This is a genomic window from Bradyrhizobium sp. CCBAU 45321, from assembly GCF_028128975.1.
Taxonomy (GTDB): domain Bacteria; phylum Pseudomonadota; class Alphaproteobacteria; order Rhizobiales; family Xanthobacteraceae; genus Bradyrhizobium; species Bradyrhizobium yuanmingense.
In genome coordinates this window covers 120,627-141,230 of the sequence record NZ_LFKZ01000127.1, presented here as the reverse complement: position 1 = coordinate 141,230, position 20,604 = coordinate 120,627, and the positions used below count along the sequence as shown (strand labels likewise).

Sequence of the window (20,604 nt, the reverse complement as noted above, 5' to 3'; positions counted from 1 at the left end):
TTGCGCATGACTCCGCCAGCGATCGCTGCGCCGCCGCATCGAACTGCGCATTGCGCTTTGCGGGCCAGATCCGGAACATTCTGCTTCTGGTTCTGGTTCTGCAGCAAGCGGTATCTTGCTGCGAGGGACAGAACACACCGTCCGTTTTGCCCGCTCCGATTTCCTATTCTACGACAAGCACGTGACCGACTTGTCTCATCGGATCTGCGCGCTGTATCGAATGGGTGAAGATATAGAAACTAGGGAAACACCGAATAGCAAACCGGCCGTGTCCAGGGCTCGAACCTGGGACCCGCTGATTAAGAGTCAGCCCCGGGTCGAGAACAATCAATGACTTACTGGTCGCGCCACTCTGGCTTGTCCGGCTGAAAGTGGGCATTCGTCGCACGATCTTAGTGCTTGCATTGCCTGATAGGCTTCCCGAAGGTCCGTCACTCGTCCTGGTCGGTATCGCGATCTTCGCCGCGCTCAGGTCCCCGCAGCGTCTTTCTCCTCGCCGCTCCGGCGTCACTACTTGCCCAAGCGACGGCGACCCGCCCCAGCGCCTCATCCTTGGTGACGAGGCCTTCTTGCACGAGAACCACGGAACGCTGTTGCGCTCCGTGGTTCGGTTCAGTCCGCGATGGATCAGACGAAGCGGAAGTCGTCTGCCGAGAGCGAGCCCATCTGCACATTGGTCAGCGTCACAGCATTATCGTCATCGAGCGTCACGACGACGTTCTTGCCGACCTGTGTGGTATGCGACATCACGTCGGCAAAGTCGGCGAACAGGCTGTTTGAGAATTGCAGCACATCGGCCGACGCACCGGTGGTGGCGAAGTCGGTAACGGTGTCCTTGCCCAAGCCGGCGGCGAAGATGAACACATCGGCACCCGAGCCGCCCGACAGAATGTCGTTGCCGGCACCGCCCGCGAGAATGTCGGCTCCCGAGCCACCCTTGATGATGTCGTTGCCGGCACCACCATTCAACGTGTCGTTCTCGGAGCCGCCATCGATGTTGTCGTCGCCGTCGCCGCCGGAGACGACGTCGGCACCCGAGCCGCCCTTCAGCGCGTCGTTTCCGAGGCCACCCTCGACCACGTCGTTGCCGGAGCCACCGTCGACGCCGTCGTCGCCGTCGCCGCCGCGCAGCGTATCATTGCCGGCTCCACCGGCGATGACATCGTTGCCAGCTCCGCCATCGAACATATCGGCACCGTTGCCGCCTGTGAGATGGTCCGCACCGGCGCCGAGCATGAAGCCCTCGATATTGCTGAAATGGTCGGTGCCAATGCCTGCGCCGGTCGCGGTGCCGCACGCCAGGTTGATCGTGACCGCACCGGTGGCGTCGGACAGATCCAGCAGATCCTGACCGCTGCCGCCGTCGATGGTGTCGTCACCGGCACCGCCTCGGAGTACGTCGTCGCCGAGGCCGCCGAGCAGCACGTCGTTCCCGGCGCCGCCATCGACGATGTCGTCACCCGCTCCGCCCTTGATCACGTCGCCGCCGTCATTGCCGTACAACGTGTCGTTGTCGGCACCGCCATCGACTTGGTCATTGCCGGCGCCGGCGTAGATGTAGTCGTTGCCGGCGCCGCCGAACAACACGTCATTGCCGCCGTAAGTGTAGTCCATGGCGATGGTGTCGCTGCCATCGGCACCATCGATGACGAAGCCGCCCGCGGATGTCGAGAGCGCGACGTCGTCGCCGACGCCGAGCAGGATCGTGCCGGTCACCGTGGCGCCGACGTAGAGGTTGACCTGGTCGTTGCCGGCGCCCATGTCGATCGCCGAACCGCCCGTCGCAACGATCGACCCCGAGTTGTTCAGGGTGTCGCGGCTGCCGCCCATCGAGATGCCACCGACGATCCGCCCGGTGCTGTTGTTGCCGACGAAGTCCTCGTAGTCGCCGACGAGGTTGATCGCCTCGTTGCCGCGGAGGTCGAACCGGGCAGCGTCCTCCGGCGAAACCCCTTCCGGTCCGCGCCCGTCGCCCTGGATCAGACCGTCATTGACGATGGTGGTCGCCCCCAGCGCGTTGCTGTTGCTGGAGTTGTCGACCTGGATCGCCCGGCCATAACCGTAGATCTCGCCGGTGGCGCTGTTGACGATCTCGCCGCCGCCGATCGCGATCGCTTCGGACACGTTCGGTTCGCCGTCATGATAGCCTTCGGCACCGAGGCCGGCAATTCGGCCATAGTTCAGCACCTGCACCAAGCCGTCGACGTCGATGGCGTCGCCATCGGAGTCGGCCAGTTCGGCGGAGCGGCCTTCCATCACCCCATGGTTGGTGATGAACGCCTTCTGCGCAAGCGACCCGTCGGTGTCCAAGTTCACGGCGGACCCGTTGCGGCCGATCATCGTGCCGCGATTCATGACGGTGACAGCGTTGTCACCGGTGACGGCATGCCGCGAAGCTTCCATCCAGCCGCCGGCATAGTTGTTGACCTTGCCGCCGGTGTCGCTCTGGAAGTCGATCAGATCGCCTCCGCCCACGAACGTCGGATCCGTCGTGATCGTCCCCCAGTTGTTGACGACGCCGTCAGTGCCGGGGCGGATCACGTCCGTATCGGCGTTGTGCTGGCGGATGATGCCCCCGGCAAGGTTGTTGATCACCGCCGACGCGCCGTTGTTGTCGAAGGCACGGAAATCGAGGACGCGGCCGTTCGCTTCGATCACGCCGGCGTTGTTGACGGTGATAGTCGCGTCGGCATGACCGGCCCGTTCCGGGGTCAGCGCGCCGCGGACGACGCCGCCCGCCTGGTTGTTGAGGGTCAACGAGCCCGTCGCCCCCGCCGTGGTGGTGAGCGCACGGGTCGAGCCTGCGATCTCGCCGGCATTGTCGATGACCGCGACGCCACCGGCCTGCCAGACGATCGCGTTGCCGGACACCGCGAGCGCACCGCCGGCCTCGATGACGACGTGGTCGTTGTTGTCGACAATGAGGCTCGAAGCCAGCTTGGCGCCGTCCTGGATCGTCACGTTGTCGTACGACGACGATCCGGCCGCCGACCAAGTGCCTGCGGAGACCAGCAGGTTTTCGACATCGAGCGTGGCGATCAGCTCCGCCGTGCCGCCACCGATCAGCTTGACCGTGTCATTGCCGTCGCCGCCGTCGATCGAACTCGGCGCGGCGTCGTCGGTGGAGACGATGATGAGATCGTCGCCGTCACCGGCTTCAGCAGTGTCGCCGGCGCCGGCCGCCAGCTCGTCGTTGCCTGCGCCACCTTGCAGGGTGTCATAGCCTTCGCCGCCGACCAGGACGTCGTCGCCCTCGCCACCGGTCAGGGTGTCGTCACCCTCGCCGCCCGCGAGCCGGTCGTCTCCAGCCTCGCCGTCGAGCGTATCGTCGCCTGCACCGCCAAGCAGCGCGTCGTCGCCCTCGCCGCCGGACAGGGTATCATCGCCTTCGCCGCCGTCGAGCTGGTCGTCGCCTGCGAGCCCGGCGAGGACGTCGTCGCCACCGAGGCCGGTGAGAACGTCGTCACCGATCGCGCCGGTGAGTTCGTTGTCACCCTCGTCGCCGACCAGCACCAGCGGTTCGGTTTCGAGCACCGTGTCTTGACGATAGTCGAGGTTCTGAATGCGCTCGTCGTGCGCCCGGTCGGTGTCGGCGACGTCGTAGGACGTGTCGGAGTAGTTCGCAGCCATGTATTCGGCGAAAGCATCCTGCTCGGTGCCTTCGGCGGCGAAGCTCGCCACTTGCCCGGCATCCGGGACCAGGTCTGGCGAGAGGTTGACGACGTTGGCAAAGGCGGGATTGGCCGCGATGAAGCTCGCGAACGGATAGCCGTCGCCGCCGGTGAGCAAGAAGCTCAAGGTCACGACCCGGATCGCCATCTCCGGATCGACCGCCAGTTCTCCATTGGCGACCAGCGTCAGCACCGCGTTGCCGTCGTCATCGATCAGCGCTGCCGACTGCACGCGGTTGCCGGCCGGCAAGTCCTTGTCGAACGAGAACGCGATGCCGCCGACCTGGGCGAACTGGCCGGGCGTCGCGGTCGCGGTGGTCGCCGCCACGGCATGCTCGAGCACCTTGAGCAGCTGATCTGCGGTCACCGTGACCATCGACAGCGCGTTGTTGAAGCGCAGCGAGTTGGCGATATCGAGCTGCGACACCTCGCCCGCTTCCTTGCCGACGCTGGTGTTCGCCAGCGGCGGGCTCTCCACCGCTTCGCCGCCGACCGCATAGACGTAGCCGATCGAGTCGCGGATGCCGCCGCCGTTCTTGATCGAAACCAGCACGGTCGGGTCGACCTTCTGGGCGTACCACAGGTTCGCATCGGCGGTGAGGTCGCCGAGGTTGGTCTCCTCGGTGCGCGCCTCGCTGCGACGGCCCTCGAGATAGACGTCCGTCTTGCCGAAAGTGTTGCCGTCCTGCGCGTCGATGACGCCGCCCACCGCCTGGGCGATGTCGTTGACCAGATCGCCGCGGCCGCCGTCGGCAAACGCATCGGCATCGTCGGCATCTACGTCGCCGTCATCGTCGACGTCGACGGTGGTGTTGCCGTCGTACAGCGAGGCGACCACCTCTTCCGTGCTGGCGTAAGCACCGTTGACCGCCGTGTTGGCGGTGTAGATCACGTTGCCTTCAGCATCGAAATCGACCACCAGTCGTCCGACATAGGAGTACTCGCCGGAGGTGTTGACGATCAGCGTGGTATTGCCGTCGGCGTTTGCGGTGACGATCGGATAGGTGTCGGCAGCGGTGTCGCCGGCATGGAGCACGTCGGTCTCGTCCGCCAGCAGCGTGTGCGAGCCGCCGGCGACGATGACGTCGACGCCGTGCAGCAGGGGCGCAAGCGCCTTTTCGAGCGCGAGCTGCTGCAGATGGCTGACCAGGACGATCTTGTTGATGCCCTGAGCCAGCAGGCCGTCGATAGTCGGCTGCAGGATTGCTGCCAGCGTCGCCATGTCATCGACATTGTCGCCGATCACTTCGACGCCGCCGGTCGAGGAGATGCTCTGTACGATCTGGGTGGTCGCGCCGATCACGCCGATCTTTTCGCCGTTCTCCTCGATGACCGTGGCCGGCGCGATCTTCTTGCCGATACCCGCCGCCGGCGGGAAGCCGGTGTAAGCGTCAGCATCCTGGATCGTGCCGGTGTAGAGCGACGCGAGATTGGTATCGCCTGAGAAGTCCAGATTGGCCGAGAGATAGGGGAACTGCGCGCCCGGATAACCGGCGGTCTGCCTGATGATGTCGGCGAATGCCCTGGTGCCAGCGTCGAATTCGTGATTGCCGATCGCGGAGGCCTGCACGCCGATGATGTTCAGCATCGCCATGTCGGCGGTACCGAAGCCGGGCGAGATATTCAGCGTCCCGGCGGCGAGGCCGTAATAGGTCTCAAGTGCCGTTTCATATGCCTCCTTCAGCGAGCTGTCGCTGCCGGCGCTGAAGAACGGGCTGGGAATGAAATTGTCGCCCGACGACAGCGTGATCGAGTTCTCGTAGGTATCCTCGAGATAGTCGACAATCGCCGCGAAGTTGCCGGCGCGATCGACCGCGTTCAGGCCCGCCTCGAAGTCCGAGGCATGCAGAATCTGCAGCGTGTAAGCCGGGGTCGGCTCCTGCTCCCCGAGGTTGAGGCCTACGATCACCGGATCGTGGTCGGACACCCGGACCGGGGCGTCGCCGTCGAAGATCGATGTGTCGCGGTCGTAGTCGGTGTTGTAGTCGAGCGCATCGGCCTCGTCGGCGTTGATGTGCCAGGTGGTCACACCGGACACCTGTTCGCCGAGGCTGGCGTTGGCGAAGGCGTAGTCGAGCGTGCCGGTCTGGCCGTCGAACACATAGGAATATGCGTCGTCCTCACGGGCCTGCAAATCCTCATAGCCCGCGCTCCCGATGAGCGCGGTCGACTGCTCCTTGGCGTAGCCGTTGAAATCGCCGAGCAGCATGACGTCGGGATCGCCCGAGCCGGTCGGATCGGTGGCTGCCCACGCGGTCAGCGCGGTGGCGGCCAATTCCCGTTGGTTCTGCCAGTTGCCCTGGCCGTCGCCCTGATCGGAATCGGCGCCGGAGCCGGTACCGCTCTTGGACTTGAGATGGTTGGCGATCGCCGTGAAGGTTTCGCCGGTCGCAAGCTCCTCGAAGGTCACCGCGAGCGCATTGCGGCTGGTGTTCTCGCCGTCGAACACGGCGCCGACCGTGCTCTGCTCCAGCAGGCCGCCGAGGCCGAGGCCGGGCAGATCGGCGTCGTTAAGGATCTCGATAGTCGTGCCGTCGGCGACCTTCACCGCGGTGGTGTCGTAGATGAAGCCGACCGCGATGGCGTCGCCGCCGACGAACTGCTGGCCGGGATCGACCCAGGCATAGGTACCGGCCCCAGCCACGGCATTGAGCTGCTCGACCAGATACTTGATTGCGTTGCCGGACGATGCGGCGGAGAAGTCGTTCTCCAGTTCGGTCAGCGCCAGCACGTCGACGTCCATGTCGAGGATGGTCGCGACCAGCTTCTCGGTCTGACGTGCGAACTCCGCGCCGTTGTCGGCGCCGCGCGGCGCTTGGCCGATCGCGGTGGTGCCGCCATTGTCCAGCGTGGTGAAGTAGTTCAGCACGTTGAAGCTCGCCACCTTCAGACGGCCGCCGACGTCTTCCGGCGCATCGGTGCGCGGATTGTCGCCGGCTCCGAAGGTGTTGGCGCCGTCCTCGACCGAACGGATCCGCCAAGTCGCCCCCGAGGCGGAGTTGCCGGCCCATTGATAGTCGAGCACGCCGGTCAGGCCGGCGATGGTGTCACCCATCCGGACCGCGTCGGCGGTGCCGTAGTTCGGCGCGGCGGAGGGGTTGTCGTTCGGATCGAAGCCATCGAGGTTGTTGATCGCCGCATTCTGGACGTTGAGGCCATCGTCATAGGTGATGGTGCGAGCACCAAGCTCGGCCAGATACGCCTGGTAGGCGGCGGCGTCGGGCGCGTTCTCCTGCGTGAACTGTTCGAGCCGTTCGCCCGCCACAAGCTTGATCTCGTTGAAACGGTCGAGATTGAACTGCTCGGTGACGGTCAGGGTCTCCGGAATCGTGACCAGCATGCCTTCATAGGCTTCAAGATCGGGCTGGTAGTCGCCGTCCTGGCTCAGCGTCGTGCCCATCGACGGCAGGTCGATCTGCGTCGCCATCGTGTCAATGTCGGCCACCGCGCCGGCCTGAACGACCGAAATGCTGCTCGCGGTGAGCTCGGTCAGGCCGAAATATTCGCTGATCGAGCCGGTGACGCGGACCCGGTCGCCGACCTGGACGTCGGTGGCGCCGCCGTACACGAAGATCGCCTCGGAGGTCAGCACGTTGCCGTCGGAATCGGTAGTCTCCTCCTGGAGATAGAAGCCGTTGAGATTGCGGCCGGCGTCGGCGTCGCCGTTCTGGAAGTCGCCAACCACGATGGCTTCGACGGTCACAATCTGACCGACCATGGCGCTGCTGGCTCCGCTGCCCTGAATCGCGCTGATCTTGGTGATGCCGATGTCGTCATTGACGATGGTGCCGGTCGCCGTCGCAGCGCTGCCGATCGTGGTGGTCACGGCCGCCGAATTGGAAACGTTCTGCAGCGTCAGCGTGAAGCTCTCGTTCGCCTCATCGTCGGTGTCGCCGGCGCCGGTAACGGTCACGACCGCGGAGGTCTCTCCCGCCGCGATGCTGCCGCTGAAGCTTACCGGCTCGCCGCCGACATAGTCGGCCGCATCGGTCTGTGCCGAAGCGATCGTTCCCGAGAACGCGACGTTGCCCGTGGTGCCGCCGCTGCGCTCGACGGTGAACTGAAAGACGGTCGGACCGCTGCTACCTTCGTCATGCGACACCGTAAGCGAATCCGGCGCGAATGCGACGTGCTGCATTTCGATCGCCGATTCGGACGAACTGGCGACGCGGATGTCGTCGATGCCGACCCACTCGTCATTGCCGACGGCGTTGGTGGTGAGAATGCGAACCTGGAGGTCGCTGCGGCCGTTGACGGCGTCAGGCAGCAGCAGATCGAACGGTGTCACCTGAGTCGCGGCACCGCCGGTGGTGACGTCAGCAGCGTAACCGCCGGGAACATTGGTCCACGGCCCGCTCGAACCGAGCCGGTACTGCACGTTGATCTGCTGTGCAGAGTCGTCCGTGCTGGCGTCGAGGTCGCGTGCGTTGAAGCTCAGCCGGACATCCTTGCGGTCGGTGGCGTCGAGATGGATCACGAGGCCGGGGGCATCCGCACTGTTGGAACCGTTCAGCGCCACTGTCGGGTTGGCGATCTGGAACTCGGCCACACCGCCGTTGGTGATGGCGGTGTTGGTTTGGTTGGCGACGACGTCGACATCTCCTGACGACGGTCCGCTAGCCGTACGCGCGTCCACCCCGGTGGCCGAAACGACCTCGTTGCCGAGATAGCCGACGATCGATGCGACCCCCGACCAGTCATCGTTGGTCGTGACAAGGCCGGTATTGGACCAATCCTGCAGGAAATCGCCGTTCGCCAGGACATGAGGGTTTGTCGACATTTATGGCCACTCCAGCGCTTGAGAGAAGACGTCGCAGATCACCGCCTCACGGCATGCGCGAGGGCGTGGTCCAGACGGCCGATGGTTAACGTATCGTTACTGAGTTGATAGAACGCAGATGACAACAGATCGGTGACTGCTTCTTAACGGGCCGGTGAAGTCGCCACCCGAAGAGCCCCGCGAAGACCGAGAGAACCAACTACCAGCTTTGCGCGGGGAGGCGCGCTCGACCTCTCGGCCGGCGGCAGTTGCCAATGGGTCATCGCGTTACAGCTCAATCGACCCGCCGCGAGGAGCGACCACGCCAGGTTCGATTGCCGGTCTGCGCGGCCGAACTTCCGAACCAAGGCGGCGTTTCGCCGCAGAGCATCGCAGCCTCGTTGGAACCGCTCGCGTTTTCGTGGCGGTCGCTTTGTCATGCGCCTGACGTTGAACCTCGCTAACGAACGCCGACCGCATCCGACGGTGGCGGTCCGACGTCGTTTCTGAATTGAGTGTCATGAGCGCAGCAACGTCCTCCGCGTCGACTCCCGCGTCCGGCGATCTCGCGTCGGCCGCGATCGCCTCCTGCAGAACGGCCTTTCTGACGGTGGGACTGTTCTCGGCGGTGCTCAATCTGCTGATGCTCACCGGCTCGATCTACATGCTGCAGGTGTACGACCGGGTCATTCCATCGCACAGCATTCCGACCTTGATCGCGCTGTCGATCGCGGTGGCGGCGGCGTATGCGATGCAAGGACTGTTCGATCTGTTGCGTCAGCGCATTCTGACCCGGATCGGATCGGCGCTGCACGCGGCGCTGTGGCAACCGGTCGTCTGCAATATCCTGCGCGGGCCGCTGCGCGGCGGCGCGAATCGCGGCCTGCAATTGTCGCACGATCTGGACTCGGTCCGGTCGTTCCTCTCCGGGCTCGGCCCGACCACCTTGTTCGACTTGCCGTGGATGCCACTGTATCTCGCCGGCTGCTTTCTCCTGCATCCTTATCTCGGCTGGACGCTGGTCATGGGCGCGGTGCTGCTGTTCGGGATCGCGCTGCTCACCGAGGTGCTGACGCGGGCGCCGACCCGGGACGCCTCGCGCGCCGGCGCAATCCGCGGCGTCCAGCTTGAAGCGGGTCGGCGCAACGCCGAAATCGTGGCCGCGCTGGGCATGGAGCAGCGGTTGATCGACCGGATGGGCGCCGCCAACGATGATCTCGTCGCCGCGCAGCAACGCAACGCGGACATCGCCGGATCGCTCGGCGCGTTATCAAAGACGCTGCGCTTCATGCTGCAATCGGCGCTGCTCGGCCTCGGCGCCTATCTGGTGATCGAGGGGCTGGCCAGCGGCGGCGTGATGATCGCCGCGTCGATCATGGGCAGCCGCGCGCTCGCGCCGGTGGAACTGGCGATCTCCATCTGGCGTCCGTTCCTCGGCGCGCGACAAGCGGGCCAACGGCTTCGCGCCGCTCTGGGCAAGGGCGACGCCTCGAACCCTGACGTCGCGCCCGAACGCGCCGTCCATCGGCTCACGGTCGAGCAGGTCACAATCGCCGCCCCCGGCGGCACCACCGCGATCGTGCACAACGCCTCGTTCGCACTCGAAGCCGGCCAGGCAGTCGGCATGATTGGCCCGTCAGCCGCCGGCAAATCGACGCTGGCACGAGCGCTGGTCGGAATCTGGCCGATCGCACGCGGCGAGATCCGCCTTGATGGCGCCACCCTCGACCAGTGGCCGGCAGAAATTCGCGGCGGCATGATCGGCTACCTGCCGCAGGACGTCGAATTGTTCGACGGAACGGTAGCGGAAAACATCGCACGTTTCGATCCTGAGATCGATGAGGCGGCGGTGATCGCCGCGGCGAAGGCCGCCGGCGCCTACGAGATGATCCTGAAGTTGCCGAAGGGGTTCGAGATGCGGATCGGCGAAGCCGGCGCCACCCTGTCGGGCGGCCAGCGGCAGCGGATCGCGTTGGCGCGCGCGCTCTACAAGGATCCGTTCATGGTGGTGCTCGACGAGCCGAACGCCAGCCTCGACGCCGAAGGCGACGCCGCGCTGACCGATGCCATCCGGCGCGTCCGGGCGCGCGGCGGCATTGCCGTCATCATTGCGCATCGGCCGGCGGCGCTCGCCGCGGTTGATCTCGTGCTGACGCTGGCGAACGGCCACGTACAGGCGTTCGGCCCAAAGGATGAAGTGCTGCGCAAATCGCTCGCCGCTCATCCGCCGCCGGGCGGCGCGGCGCTGCAGGCGGTGCCCGATGCGCGCTCGGTTCCTGCCGCCGCCGCCAGTTGAGGACCCCCATATGGCCGCACCCCGCAAGCCCGAAGCTCGCCGTAGCGATCCGTTTCGCGATATCAGGCGCGCCACTGGACTCGGAATTGGCACGCTGGCGATCGTGGTGTCCACCGCCGGCGTTTGGGCGATGACCGCACCGCTCGCCAGCGCCGTGATCGCGCCGGCGCAGGTGGTGGTCGACAGCAACGTCCGCCGGGTTCAGCACCCGACCGGCGGCGTGGTCGCCAAAATCTCCGTCAACGACGGCGATCAGGTTCAGGCCGGCGACATGCTGGTCCGACTTGACGAGACGCTGCCGCGCGCCAACCTTGCGCTGATCGAAAACCAGCTCAACCAGCTCGGGGTGCGTCGTGCCCGGCTGCAGTCCGAGCAGAACGGCCGCGACGCGGTGGTGCTGCCCGGCGAGATCGTCGCACGCCGCGCCAGCGCCTCGATCGCGGAGATGATCGAGGGCGAGACCACGCTGTTCGACCGGCGGCGCGAAGCTATCAGCGGCCAGCAATCGCAGTTGCGCGAACGCAAGGCGCAGATCGCGGACGAAATCCGCGGCCTGGAGGCGCAGATCGCGTCGAAGCGTGCACAGATCCGCTGGATCGAAACCGAGCTGGAGGGCGTGCGCCAGCTGTACGACAAGCGTCTGGTGCCCTATGCGCGCCTCACCGTACTCGAGCGCGAGGCCTCCCGCCTGACCGGCGAGGAAGGCCTGCTGATCGCCGAGATCGCGCGCGCCAAGGGCCGGATCACCGAGACCGAACTGCAGATCATCCAGCTGGTTCAGGACCAGCGCCGTGAAGTCGCGACCGAACTGCGCGACGTCGAGACCAAGCTTGCCGATCTCGGCGAACGCCGCATCGCCGCGATGGACCAGCTCGATCGCGTGGTATTGCGCGCGCCGCAGGACGGTCTGATCCACCAGAAATCGGTCTTCACCGTCGGTGGCGTGATCACCGCGGGCGAACAGCTGATGCTGATCGTGCCGAAGGATTCGCTTGTGGTCGAGGCCCGGGTCGATCCGCAAATGATCGACCGGCTCAAGCTCGGGCAATCCGCCAAGCTCCGCTTCAGCGCGTTCGACGCCGCCGTGACCCCCGAGCTCGACGGCACGCTGACTCGGATCGCCGCCGATCTGACCAAAGACCCGCAGTCCGGCGCGGCTTACTACGTCGCCCGCATCAGCATTGACGCGAGCGAACTCGCCAAGCTCGACGGCAAGGCTTTGGTGCCCGGCATGCCGGTTGAAGCATTCATCCAGAACGGCGTGCGGACGGCGATCGCCTACCTGCGCAAGCCGCTGGAAGATCAGCTCGCCCGTGCACTGCGGCAGAAATAATAGAAGCCCCTGTCGCCAGCGTTGGTCGGCATGCCGCCACATTGCCGCCGGCGAGATATCCCGAATTTCGAAGTCGTTTGATCTTCGGATCCTCGCCAAGCGAGCAGGCGTGGTGTGCTGATGTTGCCCGAATCTGTCTCTGGCCTTGAGGAGATCAGGGGATCGTCCCATTCTACAGCATCGCGTACGTACCAAGGCCGCTCGTCGGCGCCTTAGTATCGATTGTCATGGAATGGAAGTGCACGGGTTCTACCAGCTGAGCCAGTGGTACCCTGCTGGAATGCTCTGGGCGAGTTTTCGTACCAAGGGCGGCCCCAGTAACTATCAGCTGATCACGTTTATCGATCAGCCATTCAACTTCGTCGGCTTGTTTGGGCTGCATCTGCATCGTTGTAGGCTGCTTAGGATGCGTGTTCCTCGCGCGAGAGATACTGGGTTGGCTGAAACAGCACAGATTCGGCAGATAAGGAGTCGATTGTTGCGTTCGCGGGCTGATCCTCATCCTTTCGGGTGGCTTCACGGTGTGGTATTCGCCAAAGCTCTTGGGACATCAGTCATGAAATTGCGCTTCCGCAGTACGCTTTGTCGCGCTCCCCTTCATCAGGACGGACAGGCCGGATGAAAACGTTTGTGTTTGCCTTCGCGCTTTGCACAGTCATGACTTGCGCGACCGCATCCCCCAGCTCCGAACCGCAACTGTTTGCTTGGCCGGTTGCCTGCGACTTGGGAAGGACGTGCTTCATCCAGAACTACGTTGACCACGATCCCTCCGACAAGACCTTGGACTTTCGATGCGGGCGCCGAACCTATGATGGTCACGACGGCACCGACATCCGGCTGCCCGATCTGGACGTTCAGAGAACAGGCGTCGCAGTCGTTGCGGCCGCTTCAGGGCGCGTTGCTCACACCCGAGACGGCATGGATGATGTATCGGTCAAAGTCGCAGGAAAAGCCGCAGTCGCCGGCAGGGAATGTGGCAACGGCGCAGTCGTCGAACACGGAAACGGCTGGAGCACGCAATACTGCCACATGGCCAAAGGCAGTCTCAGAGTGAAGCCTGGCGACAGCGTGAGCGCCGGGCAGACACTCGGACTGGTGGGTCTCTCCGGAAATACGGAGTTCCCGCATCTCCATTTCACGGTGAGGCAGAGCCGGGCCGTCGTAGATCCATTCGCTGAGGGAGGCGTCAAAGGCGAATGCAACGTTGGTCGTTCGCTGTGGCTGCAAACCGGGAGCGCTGCTCCCGGCTACCGGCCGACCGAGATCATCAACGCCGGTTTTGCCGATCGAGCGGTGACCATGGACGAGATCGAGGCAGGAGAAATCAAGCGATCTCTGCCTGGCCCTCACTCTGCGGCCATCGTCGCGTATGTTCGCGCTATCGGACTGCAGGCGGAGGACGAGCAAGTGATTGAGCTGAGATCGCCTCAGGGGCAAGTCATCGCGGAGTATCGCGCACCGGAGCTGCCGCGAGACCAGGCCCAATATTTCATTTCGGCTGGACGGAAGCGGGCGGGCGCCGCCTGGCCGCCTGGCACCTACACGGCAACTTACACGCTACGTAGAAATGACATTGAAATCGAGCGTACAGTTTTTAAGGTAGCAATCGGGGAGCCACGTTGATTGACCTACTTTGCCAATCGAACGCGGGCTCTAGATCATCCCTGGTTTGTCTCAGCACGCTGGCGGCAAGCTGCCAGTCCGCCGAGCCGCTATCGAGGAGGTTCGCATGCCAAGTCGTGCCTTCTCCGACGATCTCAACCGGCGTGACCGCGATTTCCTTCACCAGCTCACACCCATGATGCGCTCGGACGGCGTCACCCTCGGCGCGGCTTCTGAGCATTGCCAGAATTTGTTTACAGGACTCCCAAACGACGATTTTGCAAACGGCTCCCGCGTCAGCTCGCGTTCGTAATGCTTCTCAGATCGTAAGTTTGCTGAACAAGCGTATGCAACGCTTTGACGGCAGCCTCCCGGTTCTCCACAGAGAGAAAAAGACTGACCGAATGCGGGGACAATACGTACCTGTCAGGGACAATCCTGTGATGTTCGAGAACCTGCAACGCCCTGAACGGCAATTCCGATGAAACGCCGCCGAAGCAGGTGAGACTAACCGAGCTTGACGCCTCGCGCTGCTTGCGCAGATCCGTAGCGCCCTCCAGCGTGCGCAGCAAGGCATCCAGCCACTCCGTATCGCAAGCCACGGTCATGCTGGTTTTTCCCGCAGCGAAGTGTGATGCAAGGAGCTGCGGCCAGGACAGGCTGTTTTGCTTGAGATGCTGCGCGAGTTTCTCGAACCCGTGATTGAGATCCCTGGAATCGATTTCCACATGCTCAATGCGAGCTATCGAGTTGACGGCTAGAACTCTCCCGTTTTCCATGCCTAAAACCCCTTTCATCACTTGTGTGCTGTGCTCGACGCCATCCCACTGCTTGAGAACCAGAGGCACATCCTGACTTTGCGCCAGCTCTACGCTGCGAAAATGCAAGATCTTCGCACCCCAGAAGCACATCTCCGACAGGGATGCGAAATCTACCTGCCGGAGCGGCTTTGCGTCCTTCACGATGCGCGGATCGGCCGAACAAATGCCGTCGACCTCTTTGATGATTTCACAGCGTTCGGCCTTCAGCGCCGCGGCCATCGCGACCGCCGTGGTGTCGCTGCCGCCGCGGCCGAGTGTAGTAATTTCCCTGGTCGCGGGGTTCACGCCTTGAAATCCTGCCAGCACGACAACGCGCCCGCGGTCGAGTTCCTCACGCACGCGAATCGGCCGAACATCCAGAATGCGTGCGGCGGAATGCGAGTCGTCGGTCATCACGCCAGCCTGGCTGCCGGTGAAGCTGATCGCAGGGACGCCGAGATCGGAAAGCGCCATGCTCATCAGGGACATGCTGATGCGCTCGCCAGTCGTCAGCAGCATATCGAGTTCACGGCGGTTGGGAGCAGGGCTGACCTGATGAGCCATCTGGATCAACTGGTCGGTGGTCGTGCCCATGGCGGAGACGATCGCGACGACACGATGACCGCGGCCATGCAGGTCGGCGAGACTGCGCGCAACCGCGCGAATCTTCGCCGGTGTTTCAAGGCAGACACCGCCATATTTCTGCACGATGATCGGATGGTTGCCCATCTAACCTCGCTCGGAAGCCTTGGTTGCCTCGCCCATCGAACCGACGCCGCCGATCCATGTGTCGACGACCTCAAAGCTCGGATTGAACGCGACAAAGTCCGCGCGGTATCCGGCCGCGATCCGTCCGAGCTCGGACCCAAGGCCCAGAAATGCCGCCGGCGTCCGGGACGCCATGATGAGGGCATCGACGAGCGCGATTCCAATGAGCGTAACAGCGTTGCGGACCGCCTGGATCATGGTGAGGTGAGCGCCCGCGAGTGTGCCGTCCGGGCCGGTCAGGCGACCGTCGTGCAATGTTATCTCCCTGCCTTGGAGCAGGAATTGCCGGTCGTCCGTGCCGACCAATGGCATGGCATCGCTGACCAGCATCAATCGATCGCGTCCCTTGCAGCGGAAGGCAACACGCAAAGCAGCGCGCTCAACGTGAATGCCGTCGCAGATGATTCCAGCAAACAACCGGTCTTCCTCCAGCGCGGCGCCCACCACGCCCGGCTCCCGGGCGCTCAACTGCGACATGGCGTTGAACAAATGGGTCACCCCCAAGAGACCGCGACCGACCGCCTGCCGGATTTGTTCTGCGCTGGCATCACTGTGGCCAGCTGCGACACGCAATCCAGCACCGACCAATTCATCGATCATCGACGCAGGCACGCATTCCGGGGCCAAGGTCACAATGGAGCGGCCGCGATCGCCGAAGCTCTTGATGGCGGCGAGATCGCGCCGATCGGGCACGCGTATCTCGGTTTCCGGATGAATGCCCTTGCGAGACCTGTTGAGGGCCGGACCTTCCAGATGAAAGCCGAGCACGCCAGGAATATCGAGGCACGCCTGAGCTGCGACGGCCAATCGTTCGACGACCTCGGGTCGATCGGTGATGAGGGTTGGCAAACAGCCCGTGGTCCCGGCCTTGCGGTGCGCCTCGACGATGCGCCGAACGCCGGCCTCCGTCGGCTGGTCGTTGAGAAGCACGCCACCGCCTCCGTTCAGCTGGATGTCGATCAATCCGGGTGCAAGGATCGCATCTCGGGGAAGGCGGATTGACGCTGGCGCGGCCTCGTCGAAGCTGATGCTTTCAATCCGTCCCTGCGAGATCCTGACCGACCCGGGCCCGCGCATGTCAGTCCCATCAAAAATGTGCTGTGCAGCAATCGTGAGAGAGGCAGAACCAGCATGGCCCATCAGTATCGATCCTGGAATGGCCGTCACGGACTCGTGAGGCGAGTCTGCCACAAGCGTTCATATGTACGCCACGGGGACCTGTGCGGACCCGAAGCGAAACCCTTGCGTTAACGTTCCATGAGAACAAAAGGTACCACGTATCTCGGCATTGATGGGGGCGGAACCCGCTGTCGCGCCCGGATCGAAGACGAAAACGGCACGGCGCTCGGAGAAGCGATCTCGGGACCGGCCACGACACGAATTGGCATCGACAAGGCCTGGCGGTCCATCATGGAGGCCACCGAAGCGGCGGCCACACAGGCCGGACTGAGCCGCGAGGATTTCGGCCAAATGCACGCCGGAATTGGCCTTGCCGGGATTGGCCGCCGGGGGGCGAAAGCGGCGCTCAGCAAGATCGCGCATCCCTTTGCGTCCGTTGACTTCATCAGCGACGGCCTCGCGGCCTGTCTTGGCGCCCATAGCGGCGCGGACGGGGCAATCGTTGTGGCCGGCACGGGTTCGGTCGGTGTCGGCCTGGTCGACGCCCGCGAGATCCGTCTCGCCGGTTACGGGTTTCCCGTATCGGACGAAGGCAGCGGCGCCGACATCGGCCTGCAGGTCGTTCGACTGGCGCTGCGGGCTGCGGATCGCCGCCGCGAGTTGACGCCATTGCTCGCAGAGGTGCTGGGCGCATTCGATCATGATCCCTATCAGGCGGTGGCCTGGTCCGAACAAGCCAGAGCAACGGACTACGCAACATTCGCACCGATCGTGATGCGGCACGCCAATCAGGGCGATCCGGTCGGCCGTCGCATTGTCGAACGCGCGGCCGATGCCATTGGCGATCTGCTCGATCTATTCCTGGCAAGAGGAATCGATCGGCTCTCGCTGGTGGGCGGGCTGGCGGATGCCATGACGCCATGGCTGACGCCCGACCTGCGCGCCCGCCTGAAGCCTCCTGACGCGGACGCGGTAGCCGGCGCGCTACTCGTCGCGCGAGAGCGGCTGAACCTACCCACGCTGGCTTTGACCGAGAGAGAAACTGACCATGAACAGGCTCCGAAGTTCCGCGTTTGATGGCGCTTGGATCAACAGTATGGCCACCGAAGACGTCGATCCTAGATTTGCCGACCTCGATGCATGGCCGCTGGTGTCAGCGATGGAAGCGATGTGGGAGGGTCAGCTTGCGGCGGTCGCTGCGATCGGTCATGCCCTCCCCGCGATCACGGCGGCGACCGAGGCGGCCCAAGCGGCGCTGGGCGATCACGGTTGCCTTGTCTATGTCGGCGCCGGCACCTCGGGGCGCGTGGCGGTCCAGGACGGCGCCGAGCTAACGCCGACCTTCGCCTGGCCCAAAGAGCGCGTCCGCTTCATCGTCGCCGGCGGAGACAGTGCCTTCGTCAAGAGCATCGAGGGCGCGGAGGATGACATTGATGATGCGGTCACACAGATCAATGCCGCGCGGCTCACACCGCATGATGTGGTGATCGCGGTCGCCGCCAGCGGCACAACGCCATTCACGGTCGCGGCGCTGCAGCAGGCAGGCTCGTGCGGTGCAGTGACGATCGGTATCGCCAACAATCCTGGCACCGCACTGCTGGCATCGGCCAAGTTTCCGATCCTGATCGAGACCGGCCGCGAGCTGATCGCCGGCTCCACGCGGATGAAGGCGGGCACCGCGCAGAAGGTTGTGCTCAACCTGATCTCCTCGGGAATCATGCTGCGTCTTGGCCGGGTGTATCGCGGCATGATGGTGAACATGCAGCCGACCAATGCCAAGCTGAAGCGACGCGCCGAGGCCATGGTGGCGCAAATCGCCGACTGCGATCCGTCGCACGCGGCACGCTCGCTGGAGCAGGCCGAGGGAGACGTCAAGACGGCGGTCCTTCTGGCGCTGGGCGTCGGCAGGACCGAAGCGGAGACTATTCTGAAGGACGGCGACGGCAATCTCAGGCGCGTGTTTGCCGAGCTCGCCAAGGATCGGGACTCGGATCGGGACTCGCATCCCAAGGCACCGGCAGCACGCAAGCAAGGCGGAGCGGTTGAGCCGTGACGACATCCGCGATGGCGAACGAAATCGGGGAAAGCGCCGATGTTGTCGCCAACATTGTTCGTAGCCGCCCGATCACGCGCGACATCGCGCAGCGGATTGGGATTGGCTCAGCTCCCCTGTGCGTCGTGTGCGGTCGGGGAAGCTCCGGGCATGCCGGCCTTTTCCTGAGATACCTTGTCGAGACGCGGCTTCGCCTGCCCGTTTCAGCAAGCGCCCCCTCGGTGATCACGGCATTCCGCACACCTTTGATGCTGCGCGATGCGCTGTTCATCGTGATCTCGCAATCCGGGCGCAGCCCGGATCTCGTCGCAGCAACAAGGTCGGCGCGCGCTTCGGGCGCCCGCACCGTTGCCATCGTCAATACGACGTCGTCGCCGGTGGCCGACGAAGCGGAGTTCGTCGTTCCGATCGAAGCCGGCGAAGAGCACTCCGTCGCGGCGACAAAGACCGTCATCGGCTCGATGGCCGCCGGCGCTGGACTTGTTGCCGAGCTGGCGCAAGATCGTGCGCTGGGGTCAGCCCTCGACCGGCTGCCCGAGCGCCTGCACCGTGCGCTGGCGCTCGACTGGTCCGAGATTGCCGATGATCTCGTCAAGGCGTCAGCCGTGTTTGTGGCAGCTCGAGGCCTGGCCCTGGGTTCGGCGAGGGAGATTGCGCTTAAACTTTCGGAGATCCTGCGCCTGCCCTCCATCGGCTTGAGCGCCGCAGAGCTGCAGCATGGGCCACGTGCCGCGCTATCGTCGCGCACGCCCGTTGTCATGATGCGCCTCATGGATGAAACTGCGGCCACGGTGGACGCTCTTGCAGAGGAATTGCGTGAGCAAAACGTCGCGCTGCATCTCTGCGGCGGACCGCATGGCTCGCTGCCCTGGTTGGTCCAGGATGATCCTGCCACTGATCCGATCGCCATGCTCGTTCCGGCCTATCGGATGATCGAGGAGGCGGCATGCGCCCGCGGACTTGACCCGGATCGCCCTCCTGGCCTGAGCAAGATTACCGAGACGTTTTAACAGCTGACTGATCGGTGGCTGGCGACCAAGACGACATCTCTCCGCAGAACGTTGAGCGGGATTACGTCCATGGATGGCTCTTGCGCGAGATATTCGCGCATCGTCGTCTTTCGAATCTCTTGGTCCCGAAAGGTGGCAGCGGCATACGCAAAGGATACCTTCCGGGCACGCGATATTCCAAGGACCTGGATTTCTCCTGCGAGAATGCGCTCAATGAAAACCAGCTGCATTCCGATCTGAGCGAAATCCTCGAAGCTGCTAAGGCCGGAAGCGGCGTTCAGTTCGCGATGGACCGGACACGCGTCGCCGAGAAGAACCTCAAAATCCCCGGCGTCCAGGCCCTGGAAGTGCGGATCTATTTCAAAGGCTTCTATGCGGAAGAGAGCGTAACCCTGCGTTCGCATCTGGAAATTAGCGAATTCGAAAAGCCTTACCTGCCGATCCAGACACGGCCGCTGTTACACCCGTATTCGGACCAAGCTGCGTGCACGGGCCCGATCCGCTGCCAAAAACTCGAAGAGCTTCTGGCAGCGAAACTGACCACGCTGCTTTTTCGACGCAAAGCCCAGGACCTGTTCGATCTGTTTTACTCGATCGTATTCAGCGGAGACTTTCCGGTCAGCCGCGCCGAGGTCGTGCGCACCTTCCTCAAGAAGTCCACCTACGATGCCGAAGCGCAACAAGCGCGAATGCAATTGCTTGCCGTCCCGCTTCAACTCTTCCGTGACCTGCGGGATGATCTTGTGACGCCAAAAGCCAGCCGTATCACGTTTGACATGATACAGGGGCGCTTCGGTTCTCTCATCGAAGAACTCTTCGAGTTATCGAGCCGGTGGTACCTCCCCGCATTGTCGGCGGCGGTGTCCGGCCTTCCTTGGTGCGCGCCTTCGGCTACGGCGGGAGCTTTATTCCCGCCGCGAGGCAAGTCATCATTGAAGCAGGGCGATCACTGACAATGATCGAAGCCGATTATCACGGCGTCCGGAGGCTGATGGAACCCTATAAGCTTGAATATAAGATCCGAAAGAAGGACAACCGCGGCTTCGAATATTTCTGGGCCTATGATTGTACCGGTGGCCGCAAGAGTGGACTTGGCATCAAAAGCTTCTTCTCCGAAGAGCTCAGAAACATCAGTGCGACCAACCGATCATTCGTACCTCGGGATCAGGTTATGTTTTGAGGCCACGTTCCAC

The 20,604-nt window shown here is 63.8% G+C and carries 11 protein-coding genes and 1 tRNA gene; 8 read left to right on the top strand and 4 right to left on the bottom strand.

From position 1 onward, the window contains the following. Positions 1-264: 264 nt before the first annotated feature. Together ACM43_RS25965 and ACM43_RS25960 are read right to left on the bottom strand one after the other, a co-directional pair. A tRNA-Ser gene (locus ACM43_RS25965) sits at positions 265-357 on the bottom strand. A 270-nt stretch (positions 358-627) separates the two neighbouring features. After that, positions 628-8,451 carry an ExeM/NucH family extracellular endonuclease gene (locus ACM43_RS25960; RefSeq protein ID WP_271543901.1) on the bottom strand — a complete coding sequence of 2,608 codons (7,824 nt, stop codon included), beginning with the start codon at positions 8,449-8,451 and terminating at the stop codon, positions 628-630. A gap of 499 nt (positions 8,452-8,950) precedes the next feature. Between ACM43_RS25960 and ACM43_RS25955 the strand changes: the two genes are divergently transcribed. The 3 genes from ACM43_RS25955 to ACM43_RS25945 all read left to right on the top strand — a co-directional run bounded on the left by ACM43_RS25955 (position 8,951) and on the right by ACM43_RS25945 (position 13,682). Next, a complete protein-coding gene (locus tag ACM43_RS25955; protein WP_271543899.1) occupies positions 8,951-10,726 on the top strand; it encodes a type I secretion system permease/ATPase in 1,776 nt (591 codons plus the stop codon). 10 nt (positions 10,727-10,736) lie between these two features. Beyond that, positions 10,737-12,059, top strand: a complete 1,323-nt coding sequence (locus ACM43_RS25950; protein WP_271543896.1) for an HlyD family type I secretion periplasmic adaptor subunit — start codon at positions 10,737-10,739, stop codon at positions 12,057-12,059. Positions 12,060-12,677: 618 nt separating this feature from the next. Then, positions 12,678-13,682: a M23 family metallopeptidase gene (locus ACM43_RS25945; protein WP_271543894.1), complete on the top strand. Its 1,005-nt coding sequence runs from the start codon at positions 12,678-12,680 to the stop codon at positions 13,680-13,682. A gap of 275 nt (positions 13,683-13,957) precedes the next feature. Here ACM43_RS25945 and ACM43_RS25940 read toward each other — a convergent pair whose 3' ends face one another. Further along, on the bottom strand, positions 13,958-15,190 hold the full coding sequence (locus ACM43_RS25940; protein ID WP_271543892.1) for an aspartate kinase: 1,233 nt from the start codon (positions 15,188-15,190) through the stop codon (positions 13,958-13,960). Continuing rightward, positions 15,191-16,369: an N-acetylglucosamine-6-phosphate deacetylase gene (gene nagA, locus ACM43_RS25935; protein ID WP_271543890.1), complete on the bottom strand. Its 1,179-nt coding sequence runs from the start codon at positions 16,367-16,369 to the stop codon at positions 15,191-15,193. 117 nt (positions 16,370-16,486) lie between these two features. On the opposite strand from nagA, the gene ACM43_RS25930 reads away from it, so the two are divergent. The 5 genes from ACM43_RS25930 to ACM43_RS25910 all read left to right on the top strand — a co-directional run bounded on the left by ACM43_RS25930 (position 16,487) and on the right by ACM43_RS25910 (position 20,591). Continuing rightward, on the top strand, positions 16,487-17,425 hold the full coding sequence (locus ACM43_RS25930) for a BadF/BadG/BcrA/BcrD ATPase family protein (protein WP_271543888.1): 939 nt from the start codon (positions 16,487-16,489) through the stop codon (positions 17,423-17,425). A 19-nt stretch (positions 17,426-17,444) separates the two neighbouring features. Then, the gene (locus ACM43_RS25925; protein WP_157284148.1) at positions 17,445-18,401 is read left to right on the top strand and encodes an N-acetylmuramic acid 6-phosphate etherase; all 957 of its coding nucleotides are present in this window, start codon (positions 17,445-17,447) and stop codon (positions 18,399-18,401) included. A gap of 11 nt (positions 18,402-18,412) precedes the next feature. Further along, positions 18,413-19,411: an SIS domain-containing protein gene (locus ACM43_RS25920; protein WP_271543885.1), complete on the top strand. Its 999-nt coding sequence runs from the start codon at positions 18,413-18,415 to the stop codon at positions 19,409-19,411. Positions 19,412-19,491: 80 nt separating this feature from the next. Further along, complete coding sequence (locus tag ACM43_RS25915) at positions 19,492-20,364, top strand: nucleotidyl transferase AbiEii/AbiGii toxin family protein (RefSeq protein ID WP_271543883.1); 873 nt, start codon at positions 19,492-19,494, stop codon at positions 20,362-20,364. 2 nt (positions 20,365-20,366) lie between these two features. After that, complete coding sequence (locus tag ACM43_RS25910; protein WP_271543881.1) at positions 20,367-20,591, top strand: hypothetical protein; 225 nt, start codon at positions 20,367-20,369, stop codon at positions 20,589-20,591. Positions 20,592-20,604 lie beyond the last annotated feature (13 nt).

Coding starts and splice junctions, on each gene's coding strand:
- ACM43_RS25930 (WP_271543888.1), top strand. CDS start 16,487: ATGAGAACAAAAGGTACCACGTATCTCGGCATTGATGGGGGCGGAACC.
- ACM43_RS25960 (WP_271543901.1), bottom strand. CDS start 8,451: ATGTCGACAAACCCTCATGTCCTGGCGAACGGCGATTTCCTGCAGGAT.
- ACM43_RS25950 (WP_271543896.1), top strand. CDS start 10,737: ATGGCCGCACCCCGCAAGCCCGAAGCTCGCCGTAGCGATCCGTTTCGC.
- ACM43_RS25945 (WP_271543894.1), top strand. CDS start 12,678: ATGAAAACGTTTGTGTTTGCCTTCGCGCTTTGCACAGTCATGACTTGC.
- ACM43_RS25925 (WP_157284148.1), top strand. CDS start 17,445: ATGGCCACCGAAGACGTCGATCCTAGATTTGCCGACCTCGATGCATGG.
- ACM43_RS25940 (WP_271543892.1), bottom strand. CDS start 15,190: ATGGGCAACCATCCGATCATCGTGCAGAAATATGGCGGTGTCTGCCTT.
- nagA (WP_271543890.1), bottom strand. CDS start 16,369: ATGGGCCATGCTGGTTCTGCCTCTCTCACGATTGCTGCACAGCACATT.
- ACM43_RS25920 (WP_271543885.1), top strand. CDS start 18,413: ATGGCGAACGAAATCGGGGAAAGCGCCGATGTTGTCGCCAACATTGTT.
- ACM43_RS25910 (WP_271543881.1), top strand. CDS start 20,367: ATGATCGAAGCCGATTATCACGGCGTCCGGAGGCTGATGGAACCCTAT.
- ACM43_RS25955 (WP_271543899.1), top strand. CDS start 8,951: ATGAGCGCAGCAACGTCCTCCGCGTCGACTCCCGCGTCCGGCGATCTC.